The sequence below is a fragment of the Mesorhizobium sp. M0496 genome (assembly GCF_040321205.1).
Lineage (GTDB): Bacteria > Pseudomonadota > Alphaproteobacteria > Rhizobiales > Rhizobiaceae > Mesorhizobium.
Window position 1 is genome coordinate 1 of record NZ_JAMYRC010000071.1, and the last position, 16,511, is coordinate 16,511.

Annotated in this window: 15 protein-coding genes and 1 pseudogene; 6 read left to right on the plus strand and 10 right to left on the minus strand. The window is 63.6% G+C overall.

Annotation, left to right across the window (positions count from 1 at the left end; translation table 11 throughout):
- Positions 1-111: 111 nt before the first annotated feature.
- Genes NKI73_RS32080 through NKI73_RS32090 form a run of 3 tightly spaced genes read right to left on the minus strand, consistent with a single transcriptional unit; the run spans position 112 to position 3,865 of the window.
- Positions 112-2,409, minus strand: a complete 2,298-nt coding sequence (locus tag NKI73_RS32080) for a xanthine dehydrogenase family protein molybdopterin-binding subunit (protein ID WP_352635895.1) — start codon at positions 2,407-2,409, stop codon at positions 112-114.
- The gene (locus NKI73_RS32085; protein WP_352635896.1) at positions 2,406-3,389 is read right to left on the minus strand and encodes an FAD binding domain-containing protein; all 984 of its coding nucleotides are present in this window, start codon (positions 3,387-3,389) and stop codon (positions 2,406-2,408) included. Before NKI73_RS32085 ends, NKI73_RS32080 begins: the two co-directional genes overlap by 4 nt.
- Positions 3,386-3,865 (minus strand): (2Fe-2S)-binding protein, encoded by a 480-nt coding sequence (locus NKI73_RS32090; protein WP_352635898.1) that lies wholly within the window; start codon positions 3,863-3,865, stop codon positions 3,386-3,388. The genes NKI73_RS32085 and NKI73_RS32090 overlap by 4 nt, the downstream gene beginning before the upstream one ends.
- Positions 3,866-4,248: 383 nt before the next feature.
- Between NKI73_RS32090 and NKI73_RS32095 the strand changes: the two genes are divergently transcribed.
- Positions 4,249-4,869 (plus strand): TetR/AcrR family transcriptional regulator, encoded by a 621-nt coding sequence (locus NKI73_RS32095; RefSeq protein WP_352635900.1) that lies wholly within the window; start codon positions 4,249-4,251, stop codon positions 4,867-4,869.
- A gap of 57 nt (positions 4,870-4,926) precedes the next feature.
- Complete coding sequence (locus NKI73_RS32100; protein WP_352635902.1) at positions 4,927-5,925, plus strand: bestrophin family protein; 999 nt, start codon at positions 4,927-4,929, stop codon at positions 5,923-5,925.
- A gap of 154 nt (positions 5,926-6,079) precedes the next feature.
- Here the strand turns inward: NKI73_RS32100 and NKI73_RS32105 are convergent, their stop codons facing one another.
- The 4 genes from NKI73_RS32105 to NKI73_RS32120 all read right to left on the minus strand — a co-directional run bounded on the left by NKI73_RS32105 (position 6,080) and on the right by NKI73_RS32120 (position 10,592).
- Positions 6,080-8,140 carry a bifunctional AfsR/SARP family transcriptional regulator/alpha/beta hydrolase gene (locus tag NKI73_RS32105; protein WP_352635904.1) on the minus strand — a complete coding sequence of 687 codons (2,061 nt, stop codon included), beginning with the start codon at positions 8,138-8,140 and terminating at the stop codon, positions 6,080-6,082.
- Between the two features lie 562 nt (positions 8,141-8,702).
- Positions 8,703-8,975 (minus strand): hypothetical protein, encoded by a 273-nt coding sequence (locus NKI73_RS32110; protein ID WP_352635905.1) that lies wholly within the window; start codon positions 8,973-8,975, stop codon positions 8,703-8,705.
- Between the two features lie 382 nt (positions 8,976-9,357).
- A complete protein-coding gene (locus tag NKI73_RS32115) occupies positions 9,358-9,621 on the minus strand; it encodes a hypothetical protein (protein WP_352635907.1) in 264 nt (87 codons plus the stop codon).
- A gap of 221 nt (positions 9,622-9,842) precedes the next feature.
- Positions 9,843-10,592, minus strand: coding sequence for a DUF899 domain-containing protein (locus NKI73_RS32120; protein ID WP_352635909.1), 750 nt, complete (start codon positions 10,590-10,592; stop codon positions 9,843-9,845).
- Between the two features lie 289 nt (positions 10,593-10,881).
- Here NKI73_RS32120 and NKI73_RS32125 point away from each other — a divergent pair, with 289 nt between their 5' ends.
- The 3 genes from NKI73_RS32125 to NKI73_RS32135 all read left to right on the plus strand — a co-directional run bounded on the left by NKI73_RS32125 (position 10,882) and on the right by NKI73_RS32135 (position 13,765).
- Positions 10,882-12,102, plus strand: a complete 1,221-nt coding sequence (locus tag NKI73_RS32125) for a helix-turn-helix domain-containing protein (protein WP_352635911.1) — start codon at positions 10,882-10,884, stop codon at positions 12,100-12,102.
- Positions 12,103-12,138: 36 nt separating this feature from the next.
- Positions 12,139-12,771 (plus strand): Vgb family protein, encoded by a 633-nt coding sequence (locus tag NKI73_RS32130; protein ID WP_352635912.1) that lies wholly within the window; start codon positions 12,139-12,141, stop codon positions 12,769-12,771.
- A gap of 145 nt (positions 12,772-12,916) precedes the next feature.
- The gene (locus tag NKI73_RS32135; RefSeq protein WP_352635914.1) at positions 12,917-13,765 is read left to right on the plus strand and encodes an aldo/keto reductase; all 849 of its coding nucleotides are present in this window, start codon (positions 12,917-12,919) and stop codon (positions 13,763-13,765) included.
- Between the two features lie 23 nt (positions 13,766-13,788).
- Here the strand turns inward: NKI73_RS32135 and NKI73_RS32140 are convergent, their stop codons facing one another.
- Positions 13,789-14,334: an autotransporter gene (locus NKI73_RS32140; protein WP_352635916.1), complete on the minus strand. Its 546-nt coding sequence runs from the start codon at positions 14,332-14,334 to the stop codon at positions 13,789-13,791.
- A gap of 101 nt (positions 14,335-14,435) precedes the next feature.
- Here NKI73_RS32140 and NKI73_RS32145 point away from each other — a divergent pair, with 101 nt between their 5' ends.
- Positions 14,436-15,188 carry a GntR family transcriptional regulator gene (locus NKI73_RS32145; RefSeq protein WP_352635918.1) on the plus strand — a complete coding sequence of 251 codons (753 nt, stop codon included), beginning with the start codon at positions 14,436-14,438 and terminating at the stop codon, positions 15,186-15,188.
- A gap of 87 nt (positions 15,189-15,275) precedes the next feature.
- Here NKI73_RS32145 and NKI73_RS32150 read toward each other — a convergent pair.
- Positions 15,276-15,594, minus strand: a pseudogene (locus NKI73_RS32150) (endonuclease domain-containing protein).
- A 33-nt stretch (positions 15,595-15,627) separates the two neighbouring features.
- Positions 15,628-16,511 (minus strand): IS4 family transposase (locus tag NKI73_RS32155; protein ID WP_352635920.1); only part of this gene is annotated, 884 nt, incomplete at its 5' end.

Genomic DNA, 16,511 nt, shown 5'->3' on the forward strand with positions numbered 1-16,511 from the left:
ACCAATTGCCAGCAAGATGCGAAGGGCAAACTGGAGCAAAGATTTCTTCTATGACCTCTTTACTCATATGCGATAGCCCTGCCCTCAAGGGGGGAGATCACGCTCTCACCCTCAGATCAGCTTCTCCAGCGTGATCGGCAAATCCCGAACCCGTTTGCCCGTCGCATGAAACACCGCGTTGGCGATCGCGGGGGCGACGCCAACAATCGCCAGTTCACCCACACCCTTGCCGCCGAGCACCGAGGAGTGCAGGTCGGGGATGCCGACCGAGATCACCTCGATGTCGGGAATGTCGGCATTGGTCGGCACCAGGTAATCGGCGAGGTTGTTGTTGACGATGCGGCCATGGCGGCGGTCGACGATGCCTTCTTCGAGCAGCGCCTGACCGATGCCCATGATGATGCCGCCCTTCCACTGGCTTTCGGCGAGCTTCGGGTTGTAGAGCCGACCCGAATCCAGCGCCGACACCACGCGCGACACCCGCACCGTGCCGAAATCCTCGTCGACGCGCACCTCGATGAAATGCGCGCACCAGGAGTGGCGGGAATAGTCGCCCTCGGTGTGCGGCAGCGCCATGGCGATGGTGGTGTAGTTCTTGTAGCGATCCTCCGGCGTCGAGTTGGCCGGCATGGTGTCGCCGGTGGCTTCGATATGGTCGCGGCCGACGCTTTTGAGCAGCTCGGCGATCGAGACATCGGGGCCGTCGCCGCGCGGCGAGGCGATGCGGCCGTTGGCGACGACCAAAGTGTTCGCCTGCAGCGCATGGAAGGGCGAGCGCGTATCGCTGATCGCCAGCCCGACCAGTTGGTCTAGCGCCGAGGTCGCCGCCTTGTAGACAGCGCCAGTCATCACACCGGCCAGCCGCGAACCGCCGGCAACACCGGCGCGGGGGAAGCGCGAGTCGCCCAGTTTCACCACGACATTGTCGGCCGGCACGCCGACCGTTTCGGCGGCGGTCTGCACCAAGATGGTGTACGTGCCCTGGCCCATGTCGATCGAGGAGCTTTCGACCTCGACCGAGCCGTCGGCCAGGATGCGCACGATCGCCTCGCCATAGGCGCGCCGCACCGGATAGGTGCCCGCCGCAACGCCCCAGCCGATCAGCTGGTTGCCGTCGCGCATCGAGCGCGGCTCGGGCGTGCGCCTGGACCAGCCAAAGCGCTCCGCGCCGGTGGCAAAAGCCTCGCGCAACTGCCTGGTCGACCAGGCTTTTTTCGCTTCCGGATCCTGCTCGGCATAGTTTCTCAGCCGGATTTCCAGCGGATCGATGCCGACCTCGTAGGCGAGTTCGTCGATGGCGCTCTCGATGCCGAAGGCCGAGGGGTTTTCGCCCGGCGCGCGCATGGGGCCAGGCACTACAGAATTGACCCGCACGACATTCTGCTTCGACGAGAAATTCGGCGTCGCGTACATGATCGAGGTGACCGACCCGAGCGGCTCGACCCACATGCCGTCGATGGATGTTTCATTGACGCCGCGATGCACGATCGACTGGATTTTTCCTTGCCGGTCGGCGCCGATCGTCACCGTCTGGCGCGTCGCGGCGCGGCCGCCATAACCGGTGAAGGTCTGCGGCCGCGTCATCACCAGCCGCACCGGCCGGCCGAGCATTTTTGCGGCACATGCCGCCACCGCGCCATGGCTGAGCGCCAGCGCCTTGGAGCCGAAGCCGCCGCCAATATAGGGCGAGACCAGCCGCACATTCTCGAACGGCACGCCGAACCATTCGGCATAGGTGCGGGCCATGCCGTCCAGCCACTGACTCGGCTCCCAAACGGTGAGCTGATCGCCCTCCCAGCGGGCGATCAGGCCATGCGGCTCCATCGGCGCCTGGTATTCGCGCGGCGTGTTGTAGGCGGCGCAGATGCGCACTGGGGCCGAGGCGAAAGCGGCTTGCGCGTCGCCCCATTCCTTGGTCATGGCGTCGATCGGGATGCCGTCGCCGGCCTTGGCGTCGCTAAGGTCGACGATGGCGGGCGTCTCGTCATAGCTGACCTTGATGAGGGTTGCCGCGGCGACCGCCTGCTCGAAGGTTTCGGCGACGACAGCGGCGACATGCTGGCCCGAAAAGGTGATGTCGCGCGCCAGCGGGCAATAGGGCTTGTCGGGCGGCGGCGTCCCGAACCAGTCCGAGGCGGTCCTCAGGCTGAGGATGGTGTCAGGCGTCAGCACTTGCAGCACGCCGGATGCCGCCTGCGCCTCCGCGGTGTCGATCGAGCGCACCTTGCCCGATGCAATCGTGCTTTCGACCAGCACGGCATAGGCGAGGCCTTCGAGCTGTTGCTCGACGGCGTATTTGGCGGCACCGGTGATCTTAGCCGGGCCGTCGACGCGCGACAGCCGGCCGCCGACGGCTTGCGCCAGCGCGCCGTCGGATGCATCACCATGTCTGATGTTGTGAACGGTCATGCCGTCTCTCCCATTGTGAGGATGGCGCGCGCGACAACGCGCGGCGCCAGTTCAATCTTGTAATGGTTGGCGCCATGGTCGACGGCGCCTTCGATCGCGAGCAGGCTGGCAGCGCGGACAGCATCTCGTTCCAGCACCTTGCCCTTCAGCGCGTCCTCCACGGCTCGCGCCCGCCAGGGTTTGGTCGCGACGCCGCCAAGCGCGACGCGCAGGTCACGGACGGTGTGCCCATCGGCCTCGAACTCGATGCCGACGGCGGCACTCGCCGCGGCAAACTCATAGGACTGCCGATCGCGGATCTTCAGATAGGTCGAACGCCGGGCAGCGGCCGAGCCGGGGATCTCGATGGCGGTGATTATCTCGCCTGGTTCGATCGCGTGTTCCCTGTCCGGCGTTGTGCCGGGCAGCAGGAAAAAATCGTCCGCCGGGACTTGGCGATCGCCGAGATGCACGATCGCATCGAAGGCGACCAGCGCCACTGCAAGGTCACCCGGATACATGGCGATGCAGGCTTCGCTGGTGCCGAGTACCGCATGGCCCCGTGTGACACCGCCGATGGCCGAACAGCCGCTGCCGGGTTCCCGCTTGTTGCAGGCGGGGAAATTCGCCGGGTCGCGGAAGTAAGGGCAACGCGTGCGCTGCATCAGATTGCCGCCGATGGTCGCCATGTTGCGGATCTGTGCGGAAGCCGCCTGCCAGAGGGCTTCCGAGACGGCGGGGAATCGGCTCTTGATGCCGTTGTGGTCGGCGACGTGGCTCATCTTGGCGAGCGCGCCGATGGTGGCGCCGCGCTCGTTCAGCTCGATGCCGTTCAGCCCCTTGAGATGGGTGATGTCGACCAGCGTCTCGGGCTTGGCGACGCCGCATTTGGCAAGGTCGATAAGCGTGGTGCCGCCCGCGAACAGCATGGCACCGGGCAGGGCGGCCGCCTGTCTTGCCGCATCGACCGAGCCGGCGCGCAGGTAGGAAAAATCCCTCATGATGCGACCTCCAATGCAGCCTGGCGAACGGCGGCGACGATATGCGGATAAGCGCCGCAGCGGCAGAGATTGCCGGCCATGTATTCGCGAATCTCGTCATCGGAGCCGGCATGGCCCTCGCGGATGCAAGCCACCGCAGACATGATCTGGCCGGGCGTGCAATAGCCGCACTGGAAGGCATCCTGTTCGAGGAAGGCAGCCTGCACGGGATGCGGTTCGCCCTCCCGTGCAAGCCCCTCTATGGTGGTGACGGTGCGGCCCTCGACTTGCGCCGCCAAGGTCAGGCAGGCCAGCACGCGCTCGCCATCGACATGCACGGTGCAGGCACCGCACTGGCCGTGGTCGCAGCCCTTCTTGGTGCCGGTCAGGCCGAGACGATCGCGCAAGGCGTCGAGCAGCGTGACGCGCGGCTCAAGTTGCAGTTCGTGATGGTGGTCATTGATATCGAGATGGACGGGGATTGTGGTTTTGGTCATGGGCGTCTGGCTCCAGTTGCTTGACGCGGATAGGAAGGAATGGGCAGGCGATGGCTAATTTCCCCCCTTGAGGGGGAGATGCCCGGCAGGGCAGAGGGGGTCGGTCCGACCGGGTGCAACCTCCTGCGGCGAATGAAGGTTAGCGCTCTATGTGAGGCGACCCCCTCTGTCGCCTTCGGCGACATCTCCCCCTCGAGGGGGGAGATAACGCTCTTCGCGGCCTTCGCCAGTCTCCAGTGACCTTGCGGCTTCGAAAGACGTGACATACCGGTTCCCCTGATTATATGATAAAGGTGCTCCACTAAAGCGGAGGTGCCTCCGTTTATTACGTGGGGGCTGACCCGGATGGGTTCAAGCCCCATATTTCGGCAGTGGAGAAAAAATTGGCCGTGGAGCCGTCCGTCATCGTTGAAAAGAAGGCCGAAGGCTCGGAGGCAAAGCCGCTGCGTGCCGATGCGCAGCGCAATCGCGACCGGCTGGTCGAGGTGGCGGCATCCGTCTTTGCGGAGCGCGGTATCGATGCCTCGCTGGAAGAGATCGCGCGCCAGGCCGGCGTTGGCATCGGCACGCTCTACCGACATTTTCCGACGCGCGAGCATCTCGTCGAAGTGGTCTACCGGCGCGAGGTGGAGGCGCTGTGTGCGGCCGCCGGCGAGCTTGCCGAAAAACACCAATCCGATGTCGCGCTGGAACAGTGGATGCAGCGCTTCGTCGATTATATCGCCACCAAGCGCGGCCTGGCGACCAGCCTGCGCATCCTGCTCAACACCAATTCGAGGCTGTTCTCCGACACGTCCGGCCGGGTTTCGCAGGCCCTGCGGCGACTGGTCGAGAGGGCGGTGGCCGACGGCACCATCCGTGGCGACGTCGACGCGTCCGATGTGCTGCACGCACTGTCCGGCATCTACTCGGCGCCGGACACGCCGGAGTGGCGCGACCGTTCGCGCCGGCTGGTCAAGCTGTTGATGGACGGATTGCGGTTTGGGGCTGTAAAGGGACGGTGAGGGCGGCGGATTGCGGCCGCGCACAACCAGACCTGTCCATGATTTGAGGGGCATCCGATGTATGTAGGCCGTTCCTACAAGGTGATAGATTTCGCGCTCTGGTCGCGCCGCAGTGTCATTTACATGGTGGTGGTGAGCGGACTGGCTGTCGCTGCCTACCGTCTGCCGGGCATTGCCGGCTTCTCGGTGCCATGGTCGGTGGTGCTCGTGCTCGGCACCACCGTGTCACTCGTTGCCGGGTTCAAGAATTCGCAGGTGTTCACCCGCAGCAGTGACGCGCTGCAGGCCTTTACGCAAATTACGGCCAGCAGCCGGTTGTGGTCCAATTTCTGCAGAGACTTCATCGATGCACCGACGGCGAAACAACTCATCTACCGCCATATCGCCTGGATGACCGCACTGCGGTTCTCTCTGCGCCGGCCGATGCCGTGGGAATCTATGGCGCGAGCCGCCAATGTCGAATACCGACGGCGCTACCGCATCCATGAGGATGCGAGTTCGGTCGCCGACGAGCTGCGTCCGCTGTTGGCCGAACAGGCCGAGGACGTGCTGAAGTCACCTCAGCCGGCGATAGCCCTGTTGGAAATGCAGTCGGTCCAGGTCAATGCGTTGTTCAAGGACGCAAAAATCCCTCCGCAGATCTATGTCGAACTTATCAAGCTGATCCGCGATTTCCATGATCAGCAGGCGCGCTGCGATCGTATCAAGAACAATCCCTATCCAAGGCAATACGCCATCGTCAGTTCCATGTTCGTCATGATCTTCTGCACCCTGCTGCCGTTCGGCGTCGTTCCGGTCTTTGCCGACATGGGCAAACTGGGCGGCATGCTCGGCCCGATCGCGATCTGGCTGACGATCCCGTTCAGCACGCTCCTGGGCTGGGCCTATATGTCGCTCGACCAGGTCGGCGAAAGCAGCGCCAATCCGTTCGAGGGCAACGCCAACGACGTTCCGATCTCGCAGATCTGCCGCGACATCGAGATCGAGTTGCGCAGCGGGCTTGGGGAGGTTGATCTTCCCAAGCCCTGGCTGCCGGTCAATGATATCGCGACCTGAAGCACTTCGTTGCGGCAATCTGTGTGATGCCCGACACCTGCATTAGGCTGTTACCGGGCAAGCAAACAGGAGCCGTCACGAAGCGTCCGCTCCTTTGACGGAAAAAAATTGAAGCACGCCCGGCAGCCCGCTCGCTTCCATCTCGCCATGCTCTTCAAATGTCAGTCCGGAGCCGACCACGAGATCGCGTACCGTGCGCGACGCGATGATCTCGCCCGACCGCGCGTGGTCGAGCAGCCGTGATGACAGTTCGATCGCAATGCCGGTGAAATCCTTGCCGCGCTCCTCGCATTCGCCGATATGGACTGCCGAGCGCACATCGAGACCGGATTGCCTCAGGCGACGGCGGATCGCCATCGCGCACTGGATCGACCGCGTTGGCCGCTGGAACGGCAAGAAATCCGTTTGCGGAGCGCTTGATCTGCCTGCCTTCGGCAACGAGCAGTTCGCTGTGGATCTCGTCGGCGTATCGTTCGATCAGATCGACGCCAGTCCCGGAATCCCCTATCTCAAGGGACAGCACCGACACAAGCACCCGTTCGCCGGGCGCGGTCGGCAAGGCGCCGGTGACGAAAGCCTGGATCTCGTCGATGAGGCGATCGGAATTCTCGCCCCAGATCACATGATCCCGACCGGCAAGCTCAACGTATCTGGCGCCTTCGATATGCGTTGCCAGGTAGCGTCCTTCTTCCGGCTTCACCCAGCGGTCGCCGGTCGTCTGCACGATCAGCGTCGGAACATGGATGGCAGGCAGAATGTCGCGAACATCGATTTCGGTGCCCCAGCGCCAGAGCGCGATCGCGTCGGCCGGCGAGGCTGAATTCCTGAGGTAGGCAGCGAACCATTCTCTCTCGAACGTGTCGTTCATCAGGCTGGGCGCCGCGTTGCTCATATCCGCCGGCTCCCCCCACTCTCTCTCGACGAGCGCCAAATCTTCTTCGATCTGCTCGCTCGTCTTCGCCCACGGGTAATCCTTCGACCATCTGCCGCTGGCATAGGCTCCGTTAAGCACGAGTGCCGCCATGCGCTCGGGATAGGTTGCCGCGAACAGCATGCCCATGGGGCCGCCCTCGGAACTGCCAAACAGGACCGTGCGTTTCGAACCGACTGCGTCCAGCACTGCCCGCACGTCCTCCATCCGCTCTTCCAGCGTCGGCAGGCCTACATTGCGGTCGGACAGCCCGGTGCCGCGCTTGTCCATGCGGATCAGGCGCGAAAAGCTGCCGAGCCGCTGCAATACATGCGAAAGCCGCGGCGAGGCCCAGGAAAGGTCGAGGTTGGAGACCCATCCCGGCACATAGATCAGGTCGATTGGACCATCGCCAGTCACCTGATAGGCAATGTTGATCCCCGCCGATTTGACGTAGTGGGTCGAGGGTCTAAGGGCCTCGCCGAACGCCGGCTGCTCGCCGGTTCGAGTTGGTGACGGCTGCGATGTTGGGGGATGCGACACTGAGGCGGCCGTGCGGGAGACGGCTTGTGGCGTCATGCGGCGCGTCCGCAACTCTTCATGCAGATGTCGGGTTTCCGGCTCCGGTTGCAGCTTGAGTTCGCGCTGCAGTGCATCGCGGCAATGGTCATATTGCTTGAGCGCGAGATTTAGCCGGCCCTGGGCCGCGTAGGCGCGCATCAGGGCGCGGTGGATGTCTTCCCTCAAAGGCTCGATAGCCAGCAGGCGCGTTGCCGCTCGCGCGCATGATGCAGCATCGTTTATGACGCCGTAGTGTGCGACGAGCTTGTCCAGCGCCGTGACGGCCATCGCCCTCAGGCGCTCGCGCTCGATCCTCAGCCAATCCTCGAACGGCTCCTCCTTCAGGCCGAAGCCGTCGAGCAGTTCACCGCGATAGGCAAGAAGCGCCTGTTCCAGCTCTTCAGGCGCGGAGCCGGCGGCGAGCGCCTCGAACCGCGCGACGTCAAAATCGAGGCCATCGAGATGGAGGGCAATGTTGTCGCCGTCCGTCAGGAAGCGTCCGCCGCCGGAAGCGTGCATGGCCTTTCTGACGGTCGACACCGCCTGCCTGAGGCTCATCCGCGCTTGGGTCTCGCCATTGACGCCCCAAAGCAGGTTGGCGAGCTTCTCGCGCGACTGCGAATGCCCGGATTGCAGCGCGAGATAGGCCACCATCGCACGCGCCTTGCGGCTGAAAGCCGGCACCGCGGACCCGACACCGGCAAGGTCGAAGCCGCCCAGGAGATGAAGATGAGGCCCAGTCATTGGATTTCGCCCCCATGGCTCGGCAACAATTCTTTCGCGTAGCAACCTCTATTTCAACAGCGATCTGGCCCGAGCCCTGTTTTTCACGATTCCATCACCCTGGCTTCACCACTTCCATCACGACCAAAGGGCGACAGTTCTTCGACAGGATCAGCCAAGGAGGATGCCGTGCTGCCCCCGAAAACAGTCGAATGGCCCCTCTGGCATGACTATCCCTGGCGGAATGAACATGGGCCCTGGCGGAATGAACATGGGCCCTGGCGGAATGAACATGGGCAGGACGACCCTGTGCCACAGCGCCACAATATCGAACTTGCGCGTTATGTTGAAAAACAACGGGCCTGCCGGGAGCCCGACCTCTCCGGTTTCGGCCTGGCGGAAACTGTGGGGTGGCTGTGGTCGACGGCGCAGCGGATCGCAAGCAACCGCCACGTCCTTCCAGGGTGGACAGCGCGGCGACGGGGCGCGTGATCGTCGCTCGCCGAGGCAATTCCGTGAGCACGACAGCTCGCAGCGGCCGGCATCGTTACAAATCGCGCACACCCTGGAGCGAACGAAATGATTAGCCTTTCGCTTCGACCAGGATCACCAGCGACTCCGGCGCTACGCCATCATGGGCCATCGCATCGGCTGCTGCCTTACTCTGCATCAAAGCGGCCATCTTATCCATGTCCGGAACGTCCATCATCACGGCCACTTGTTTCGGGTTCTGCGGATCGACGAACGTGCGGATATTGGTGATCCCAAGCGAGCCGAAAAGCTCCTTGCGCTTGGGTGAACTGAGCCAGTGCTTGCTGTCTTTCGTGATGTTGTGATGGCCGATAACGGTTGGCATGGCGTCCTCCCTGGTTTTACGCAATTCTCAAGGGAAAGCGCTATGCGCTTTTTCCGGGAATTGCTTCAGGTGACGTCGGCGGTCGATATCGCCCGCCTGATGCTGCGATCCACCTGTGCCAGGCAGTGAGCGCCGTTTCTCTTTGACTGTCAATTAGCTTCTGCTGATGGATAGTGGGTGTCCTGTTGTCCCGTCGTCGGAGCTGCTGGCGCCTCAAACTTCGAGGCACACCTTGCCAAAATGCTTCCGGGATTCGTAGTGCGCGAAGGCGGCGGCGATGCTGGTCCGCCTGGCTGCCGATGGAGATCCCGCTGCCCGCCGCCTCTCAGCCTGACGAGGCTCCGACCTATGGGATGTCTAAAATTGGGGCGGCGCGCTGGACCTATCGGACCTGCCGGCCGGAAATCACCCGCAACCATGGCGCCAGATGGAAGGCGCTCATCAGGAGATACATCGCGGCCATACCGGTGAGTGGCGAGGAACCCATGCACAGCATGGCCGCATCGCCGCTGAAGATGCAGGTAAGCAGCGCCATGACGGCGAAGGTCGGGGCTGCGGCAAGGCATAGCCAATCGGCGATGCTGAGGGTGGACGCATTGATGTTTTCGGGGATCGCTTCGCTGGTGGCTGTATGGATATCGAGCATGGTCCTTATCCTTTAATTGTGATGCCAGCGCTGGGGCGTCGCATGTGGTGGGCGCGCGCGACCTTCCAGGATTTGGGTTCCTCGCCCCAGCCAAAGGCGGGGGAGAGGTGGCCGCGAAGCGGCCGGAGAGGGGGTTTCGTAGGGCAGTCCCCTCTCCGTCTCGGCTTCGCCGAGCCACCTCTCCCCACTTTCGTGGGGCGAGGAACCAAGCTGGAGAGCCCTTACTGGTCCTTGTCCCGGAACGCCGCTTCGCCGGCTGCCGATACTTCTTCCCATGTCTTGTCGGCCCCAGCGTCGTAATTGTCGTGCCAGTTCCACCAGCTGTAGAGCGGGGTTTGCGGATAGCCTTCAGGCGAGTCCTCCCAGATCTCCTGGCGGCCAAGCGGCGTCGCGTCGAGATAGCTCCAGACGGTGCCCATCGCCTCGTCACCGCGGCTGTTGATGAAGTAGGTGCGGAAGATGCGGTCGCCATCGCGGATGAACACGTTGTGGCCATGCCATTCGTCGACACCGAAGTCTTTGTCGAAACTGTCGGTGATGGTGTACCAGGGCATCTCCCAGCCCATCCGCTGCTTCAGCCGGGCGATGTCGGCCTGCGGGGCGCGCGAGGCGTAGGCCAGCGTGGTGTTGCGTGCGTTGAGATGGGCGAGGTGGCCGACCTGATCGGCGCCGAGCGAACAACCGCGGCAGGCATGCTCCGGCCAGCCGAACACGCCGGGCTCGAAGAAGGCGCGGTAGACGATCAACTGGCGGCGGCCTTCGAACAAATCGAGCAAGCTCGCCTTGCCGTTCGGTCCTTCGAATACATAGTCCTTGTCGACTTCCATCCACGGCATGCGCCGGCGCTCGGCGGCCAATGCGTCCTTGGCGCGCAGCGTTGCCTTCTCCTTCACCAGCATCTTCTCGCGGGCGGCTTCCCAGTCCTGCCTTGAAACGATCGGCGGGGTCTTCATTGCGGTCTGCTTGGTCATTGGTCGTCTCCTTTGCCAGTCTGTTGTCGCGCCGTTGCGACGTGTGGTTGCTTGCTGTGAGCTGGAATAGGGCGGTCAAGCGCGGGGGTGGGAGTTACAAGTGTGACGGGATTTGAAAGAGCCGGCCCGCAGCAGGGGTGGCGCATCCGCTCAGTGCCCTCGACAGTGTCATTCATCGCGTGGTTCTCCCTTGTTGTGCCGCTGCCGATACGGCTTGCTGGTTGGCGGCCATGACTTAAGTTAGGGCGCTGAGCGCCGGGGTGGGAGTTACAAGTGTGACGGGATTTCAATGGACTCACTGATCACCGCGGCGGCACTGGCGCTGGCCGGGGGCGATCCGCTCGGCGCGCTGGATCGTGTCGCCTTGCGCGAAGACCCGCCGGCGTTGGCGCTGCGTGGCATCGCCATGGCGCAGCTCGGCGATCTCGATCGCGCCAAGGCGCTGCTGCGGCGGGCGGCGCGTGGCTTCGGCCCGAAAGAGGCGGTGGCGCGCGCCAGATGCGTCGTGGCCGAAGCCGAGATCGCACTGGTGTCGCGTGATCTGGGATGGCCGCACAAGGCGCTCGACGCGGCGCGGGCGACGCTGGAAAAGCACGGCGACCGGCTGAATGCCGCGCATGCCGGTCACCTCAAGGTACGGCGCCTGCTTTTGATCGGCCGTCTCGACGAGGCCGAAGGCGTGCTGGCCGGACTCGATCCGATGCCGCTTCCGCCGGCCTCGCGAGCCGCGCACGAGCTCGCCGTCGCCGGCATCGCGATGCGGCGCCTCAAGACGAAGCCGGCGCGCAGGGCACTGGAGTGGGCCCGCCACGCCGCCCGCCGCGCCGGCATTGCGGGCCTGATCGCAGAGGTCGACAGCGCTTTCCTGGCGCTGGACACGCCGGCGGCGCGGCTGATCGCCGGTGGTGAGCAGCGCCCCTTGCTGCTCGAGGATGTCGAGGCGCTGCAGGCGTCGCCGGCGCTGGTGATCGATAGCTTCCGCTATGTCGTGCGCCAGCAGGAAACAAGCGTCTCGCTGGCAACGCGCCCGGTGCTGTTTGCGCTGGCACGCACGCTCGCCGAAGCGTGGCCGGCGGATGTGTCGAGGGCAACACTTATCGCGCAAGCCTTTGGCGGCAGGCACGCCGATGAATCGCATCGGGCGCGGCTGCGGGTCGAGATCGGCCGGCTGCGCGCCGAACTGCGGGGGCTGGCCGACATCGGCGCGACCAGCCAAGGCTTCGCGCTGGCACCGCGCGAGGCGCGCGAGGTGGTGGTGCTGGCGCGGCCGATCGAGGAGCGGCACGCGACGGTGCTGGCCTTCCTTGCCGATGGTGAATCCTGGGCGAGTTCGGCGCTGGCGTTGGCGCTTGGCACCGGCCAGCGCAGCGTGCAGCGGGCGCTGGAGCAGCTTGGCGAAGCCGGCAAGGTGCAGTCTTTCGGGCACGGACGGGCGCGGCGTTGGATGACGCCGCCGGTGGCCGGATTCACGACCACCTTGTTACTCCCGTCCCCGCTGCCGAGTGGTTAGTAAGGGACATCGGACCATCTCAGTGAGGATCAAGACATGAAACATTCAGCGGCCGAAGTCCTGCGCGAGTACGGACCCTTTCCGGGGGTGGAGAGGGTGCATGGAGTGAGTTTTGACGGCAACAGTGTCTGGTTTGCCTCGGGCGAGAAGCTGAATGCCTTCGATCCGGAAAGCGGGCAGGCGCTGCGCTCGATCGATGTCGCCGCGCATGCCGGCACCGCCTATGATGGCATGTATTTCTTCCAGCTTGCCAACGACCTGATACAGAAGATCGATCCGGATACCGGCCGGGTGCTGGCCACCATTCCAGCACCCGGCGGTGGCGCCGATTCCGGGCTGACCTGGGCCGAAGGGACGCTCTGGGTGGGGCAATACCGTGAGCGCAGGATTCACCAGATCGACCCCGAGACCGGGGCAATCCTGCGCACCATCGAATCCAACCGCTTCGTCACAGGCGTTACCTGGGTCGATGGCGAGCTGTGGCACGCCACCTGGGAAGGCGACCAGAGCGATCTGCGCCGCGTCGATCCGCAGTCAGGCAAGGTTCTGGAAAAGCTCGACATGCCGGTGGGCATGGGGGTATCCGGGCTTGAATCCGATGGCGGCGACCGCCTCTTCTGCGGCAGCACCTCCGCCGGCGTGGTGCGGGCGGTGCGCCGGCCGCGGTGAGGCCGAATCTTCCGACCAAAGATCAGGACGGTGGATCGCTCGCGGCAAATTTATCCGCGGCCGTCTGGCCGTCGCCCCCTGTGGAACCTAGATAGGGCGTGCGCCGGGCGGGCCGCCTGGACCATCTTTGCAAGGGATCCCCATCATGTCTGAACAGCTCACCATGCCTGAGAAGATTGCGTTGAACGACGGCTTCGCCATTCCCCAGCTCGGTCTTGGTGTGTGGCAGGTCGATCAGGACATCACGGCGCAAGTAGTGGGTTGGGGGATCGAGGCCGGCTATCGGCTGATCGACACCGCGGAAGGCTATCAGAACGAGGAAGGGGTCGGAGAGGCGATTCGAAGCGCCGGCGTGCCGCGTGGCGAGCTGTTCATCACCTCGAAACTGCGCAACGGCGCGCACCAGCGCGATGCGGCTTTGCGCGCCTTTGACGAGACGATGGAGAAGCTCGGCGTTGAACAAATCGACCTGTTCCTGATCCACTGGCCGGTGCCCAGCCAGGACAAATATGCCGAAGCCTGGAAGACGCTGGTTGAACTCCGGCAGGCCGGCCGCATCAAGTCGATCGGCGTTTCGAATTTCAATCAGGACCATCTGGAGCGGATCATCGCGGAGACCGGCGTGACGCCCGTCGTCAACCAGATCGAACTGCACCCCCAGTTCCAGCAGCGCGGCATCCGGGACTTTCATGCCACGCATGACATCCGCATCGAAAGCTGGAGCCCGCTGGGCAGCGGCCGTCTGCTGAGCGATCCGAACATTGCCGGCATTGCCAGGAGGCATGGTAAGTCCGCGGCGCAGACGATCATTCGCTGGCATCTCCAGGAGGGGCTGATCGTCATTCCAAAGTCGATCCGCAGGGATCGCATCGCCGCCAATTTCGATGTCTTCGATTTCGAGTTGGATGCACAGGATTTGCAGACGATCCGGGGCATGGATTCGCCCGAAGGCCGCAACGGGCCGAACCCCGCCACGGCCGCGTTCCTGTTCTGAGAGGGAGATCGGCAGCTTGCCCGTCAAGACTGCTCGATGGGCTGGGCGCCGGCCAGATAGCGATCGTTGTCGAAGGGTTCGGCTTGATTGCTTTCAAGATCCCAGAGCTGTCGATGGGTCGCAGGCAGATCGCCCAGATAGACATGCAGCGCACCCGACCGTGCGCTACCGGTGTTGGCGACCGAATGCACGGTATTCGGGGGCAGGTGCACGACGGTGGGCGCGGTGGAGTCCTGCCTTCGCGGAGCATCGAGCTTGCTGGCGGCGTCGGGATAGATGAAGTTGGTCTCGCCGCCTCTGTAAATGCCGATCAACGCATCCATCAGGTGGTTGTGCGGTGGATACTGCAGGCCGGGCGACAGGGTGATGTGGTAGATCGTCAAATTCGGGCTTGCATGGAGAAGCACCTCGTCGTCCTCTTCTTCATGCGCGAGCACGCCCAATGCGTGAAGACGGTTCGTATGGTCGCCCAGCACCGCCCTTATTCGTGCGAGGGGATCGGGACTTCCGGCTGCGTTGACGATATCATCGACAACCGCGTAGAGAGGTGAGTCAACGGGAATAGCCATTGCCAGTTATCCCTTTTGAGATGATCAATTGATAGATCTGAGATGCTCAGGCTAGTCAATGTCGATGGCGTCGTCAACGGGATCGCCAGAACGGAACAGACATGACTCCTCGCGATTTCACAGCCGCGTCGGCGAAACCGACCCTGTCCGCTGGCTCGGCGGCGGCGCCGTCGACCGCCGACCTGCTGCGCAGCGAGCAGGCTTACGAGCAGGTGAAGAGCGACATCGTCGCCTGCGTGCTGCGTCCGGGCGAAACGCTGACCGAAAAGCAGATCGGTGACCGTTACCTGATCCGGAAGGCGACGATCCGCGCAGCGCTGACCCGGCTGATGCAGGAAGGGCTGGTCAGGAGCGAGCCGCGCCGCGGCTATGTCATCACGCCGCTGACGCTGCGCGATGTCGCCGAGATATTCGATGTCCGCAGCCTGATTGAGCCGGAGGTGTTCAGGGTAGCCGCGTCGGGCCTCACCGAGCGGGGGCTCGAAGATATCAGGCAGGCTGCGAAGAAAGTGCTGAAGCCGGAGACGCTGCGCAGCCACGTTGCATTCCTGGCGGCGGATCGGGCCTTTCGTCTGGCGCTCGCGGAACTCTCCGGAAATTCACGCCTGGCGCAGCTCCTGGGTCAGATACTCGACCAGTCGGAGAGGGTTCTCCATCTCGGATTCAGATCGCGCGACTTCACCCAGCTGATCATCGGCCAGCAAAAGGACCTGGTTCATGCCTGCGAGGCACGCGAGGTTTCCGGCATCGTCAAACTTGCCCGCTCGCAGTGCCTCACGCTCAAGAAGCAGGTGCTCGAAGCCCTGCTCGCGGGCACCAAGCTTCAGGAGACCAATTTGCAGGACTTTGCTTGAGGGGAGACGGTCGACGAAGCTGCCAATCTCCCCCCAAGTGGGGGAGATGTCCGGCAGGACAGAGGGGGGCGCTGGCCCGCCAACATATCACAGCGTGTCAACCAAACCTGCCACGATGACAATATGTTGGCAGACATTGGTCGATGTCGCGGATGACATCGTCATTCCAGAAGCGAAGGACGGTCCAGCCATCCTGTTCCAGGCGCTTCGTCCTCAGGGTGTCGGCCATCGCAGGATCGGCGTCGCCGTGCTGAACCCCGTCGACCTCCACGACGAGCTTTTTGCCCGGGCAAGCAAAGTCGGCGATGTAGCTTGCGATTGGAAATTGCCTGCGGAAGCCGAGAGGCATAGCTGTTTGTGGCGAACGCTGGCGCTCTACGGCGCCCCCCTCTGTCCTGCCGGACATCTCCCCCACAAGGGCAGGACTGTCCGGGGAAAGCTATTCATATATGAAGGCCATCTGATTGAGGGAGGATCGGTCTCTTGGCCGGCTCGGATTGACCGGCGGCGGCTTGTCGATGGCGTGTATTTTTCGCCGCCCGAACAAGTATTGGGCGACCAGCTCTGTGAACCGCAGGATTGGAATGACGACACCTCGGGTGCGCGCGACGATGCGCAGCAGTGCATAGGCGATCATTGCCGCGAAGAGCTGTAGGCGGATTGCATTGCCGTTGTTGCCCAGGAACTTGCCGATCTTGAGGTGCTGCTTGATCCAGCGGAACAGAAGCTCGATTTGCCAGCGGCCTTTGTAGAGCTGCCCGATCTCGACTGCGGAGCGCTCCATGTCGTTGGTCAAAAGCATGATGGTGTCGCCTTCCTGGCGCTGGATGCGCAAGCGCCGCAGGCGTATCGGCAGCTTGCAAGCGTCCTTGCTGACCAGGTTCACCTCACTGTCTTCCAGGATCAGGAAGCCGTCGCCCTGCGGCTCGGCCACGGGGCGGTTGCACACCTGCGCCAGCCTCATGTTGGTCTTGGGCCGCGTCACGAAGACCGACCCGGCCTCGGCGATCGCCGTCCACCAGCCATAGTGGCAATAGCCCTTGTCGAACACATAGGTCGCCGCGGGCTCGATAGTGATCCGGCGACCGATCTGGGCGTCGTTGACGTTGGCGTCGGTGATGTCGAGGACGCGCGGATGGTCGGCCTTCGGGTCATAGACGACATGGACTTTCATGCCGCGGATGCGTCCGTTCGACTTGGCCCACTCGCACAGCTTGCCCAGTGGAATGGGGGTCGAGTCGATCAGCCGCAGCATTTCTTTACCCTCTTGCCGCGTCTGCCGGTCGAGCAGACCCGCCACCAGGCTGAAGGCCTCGGCAAAAA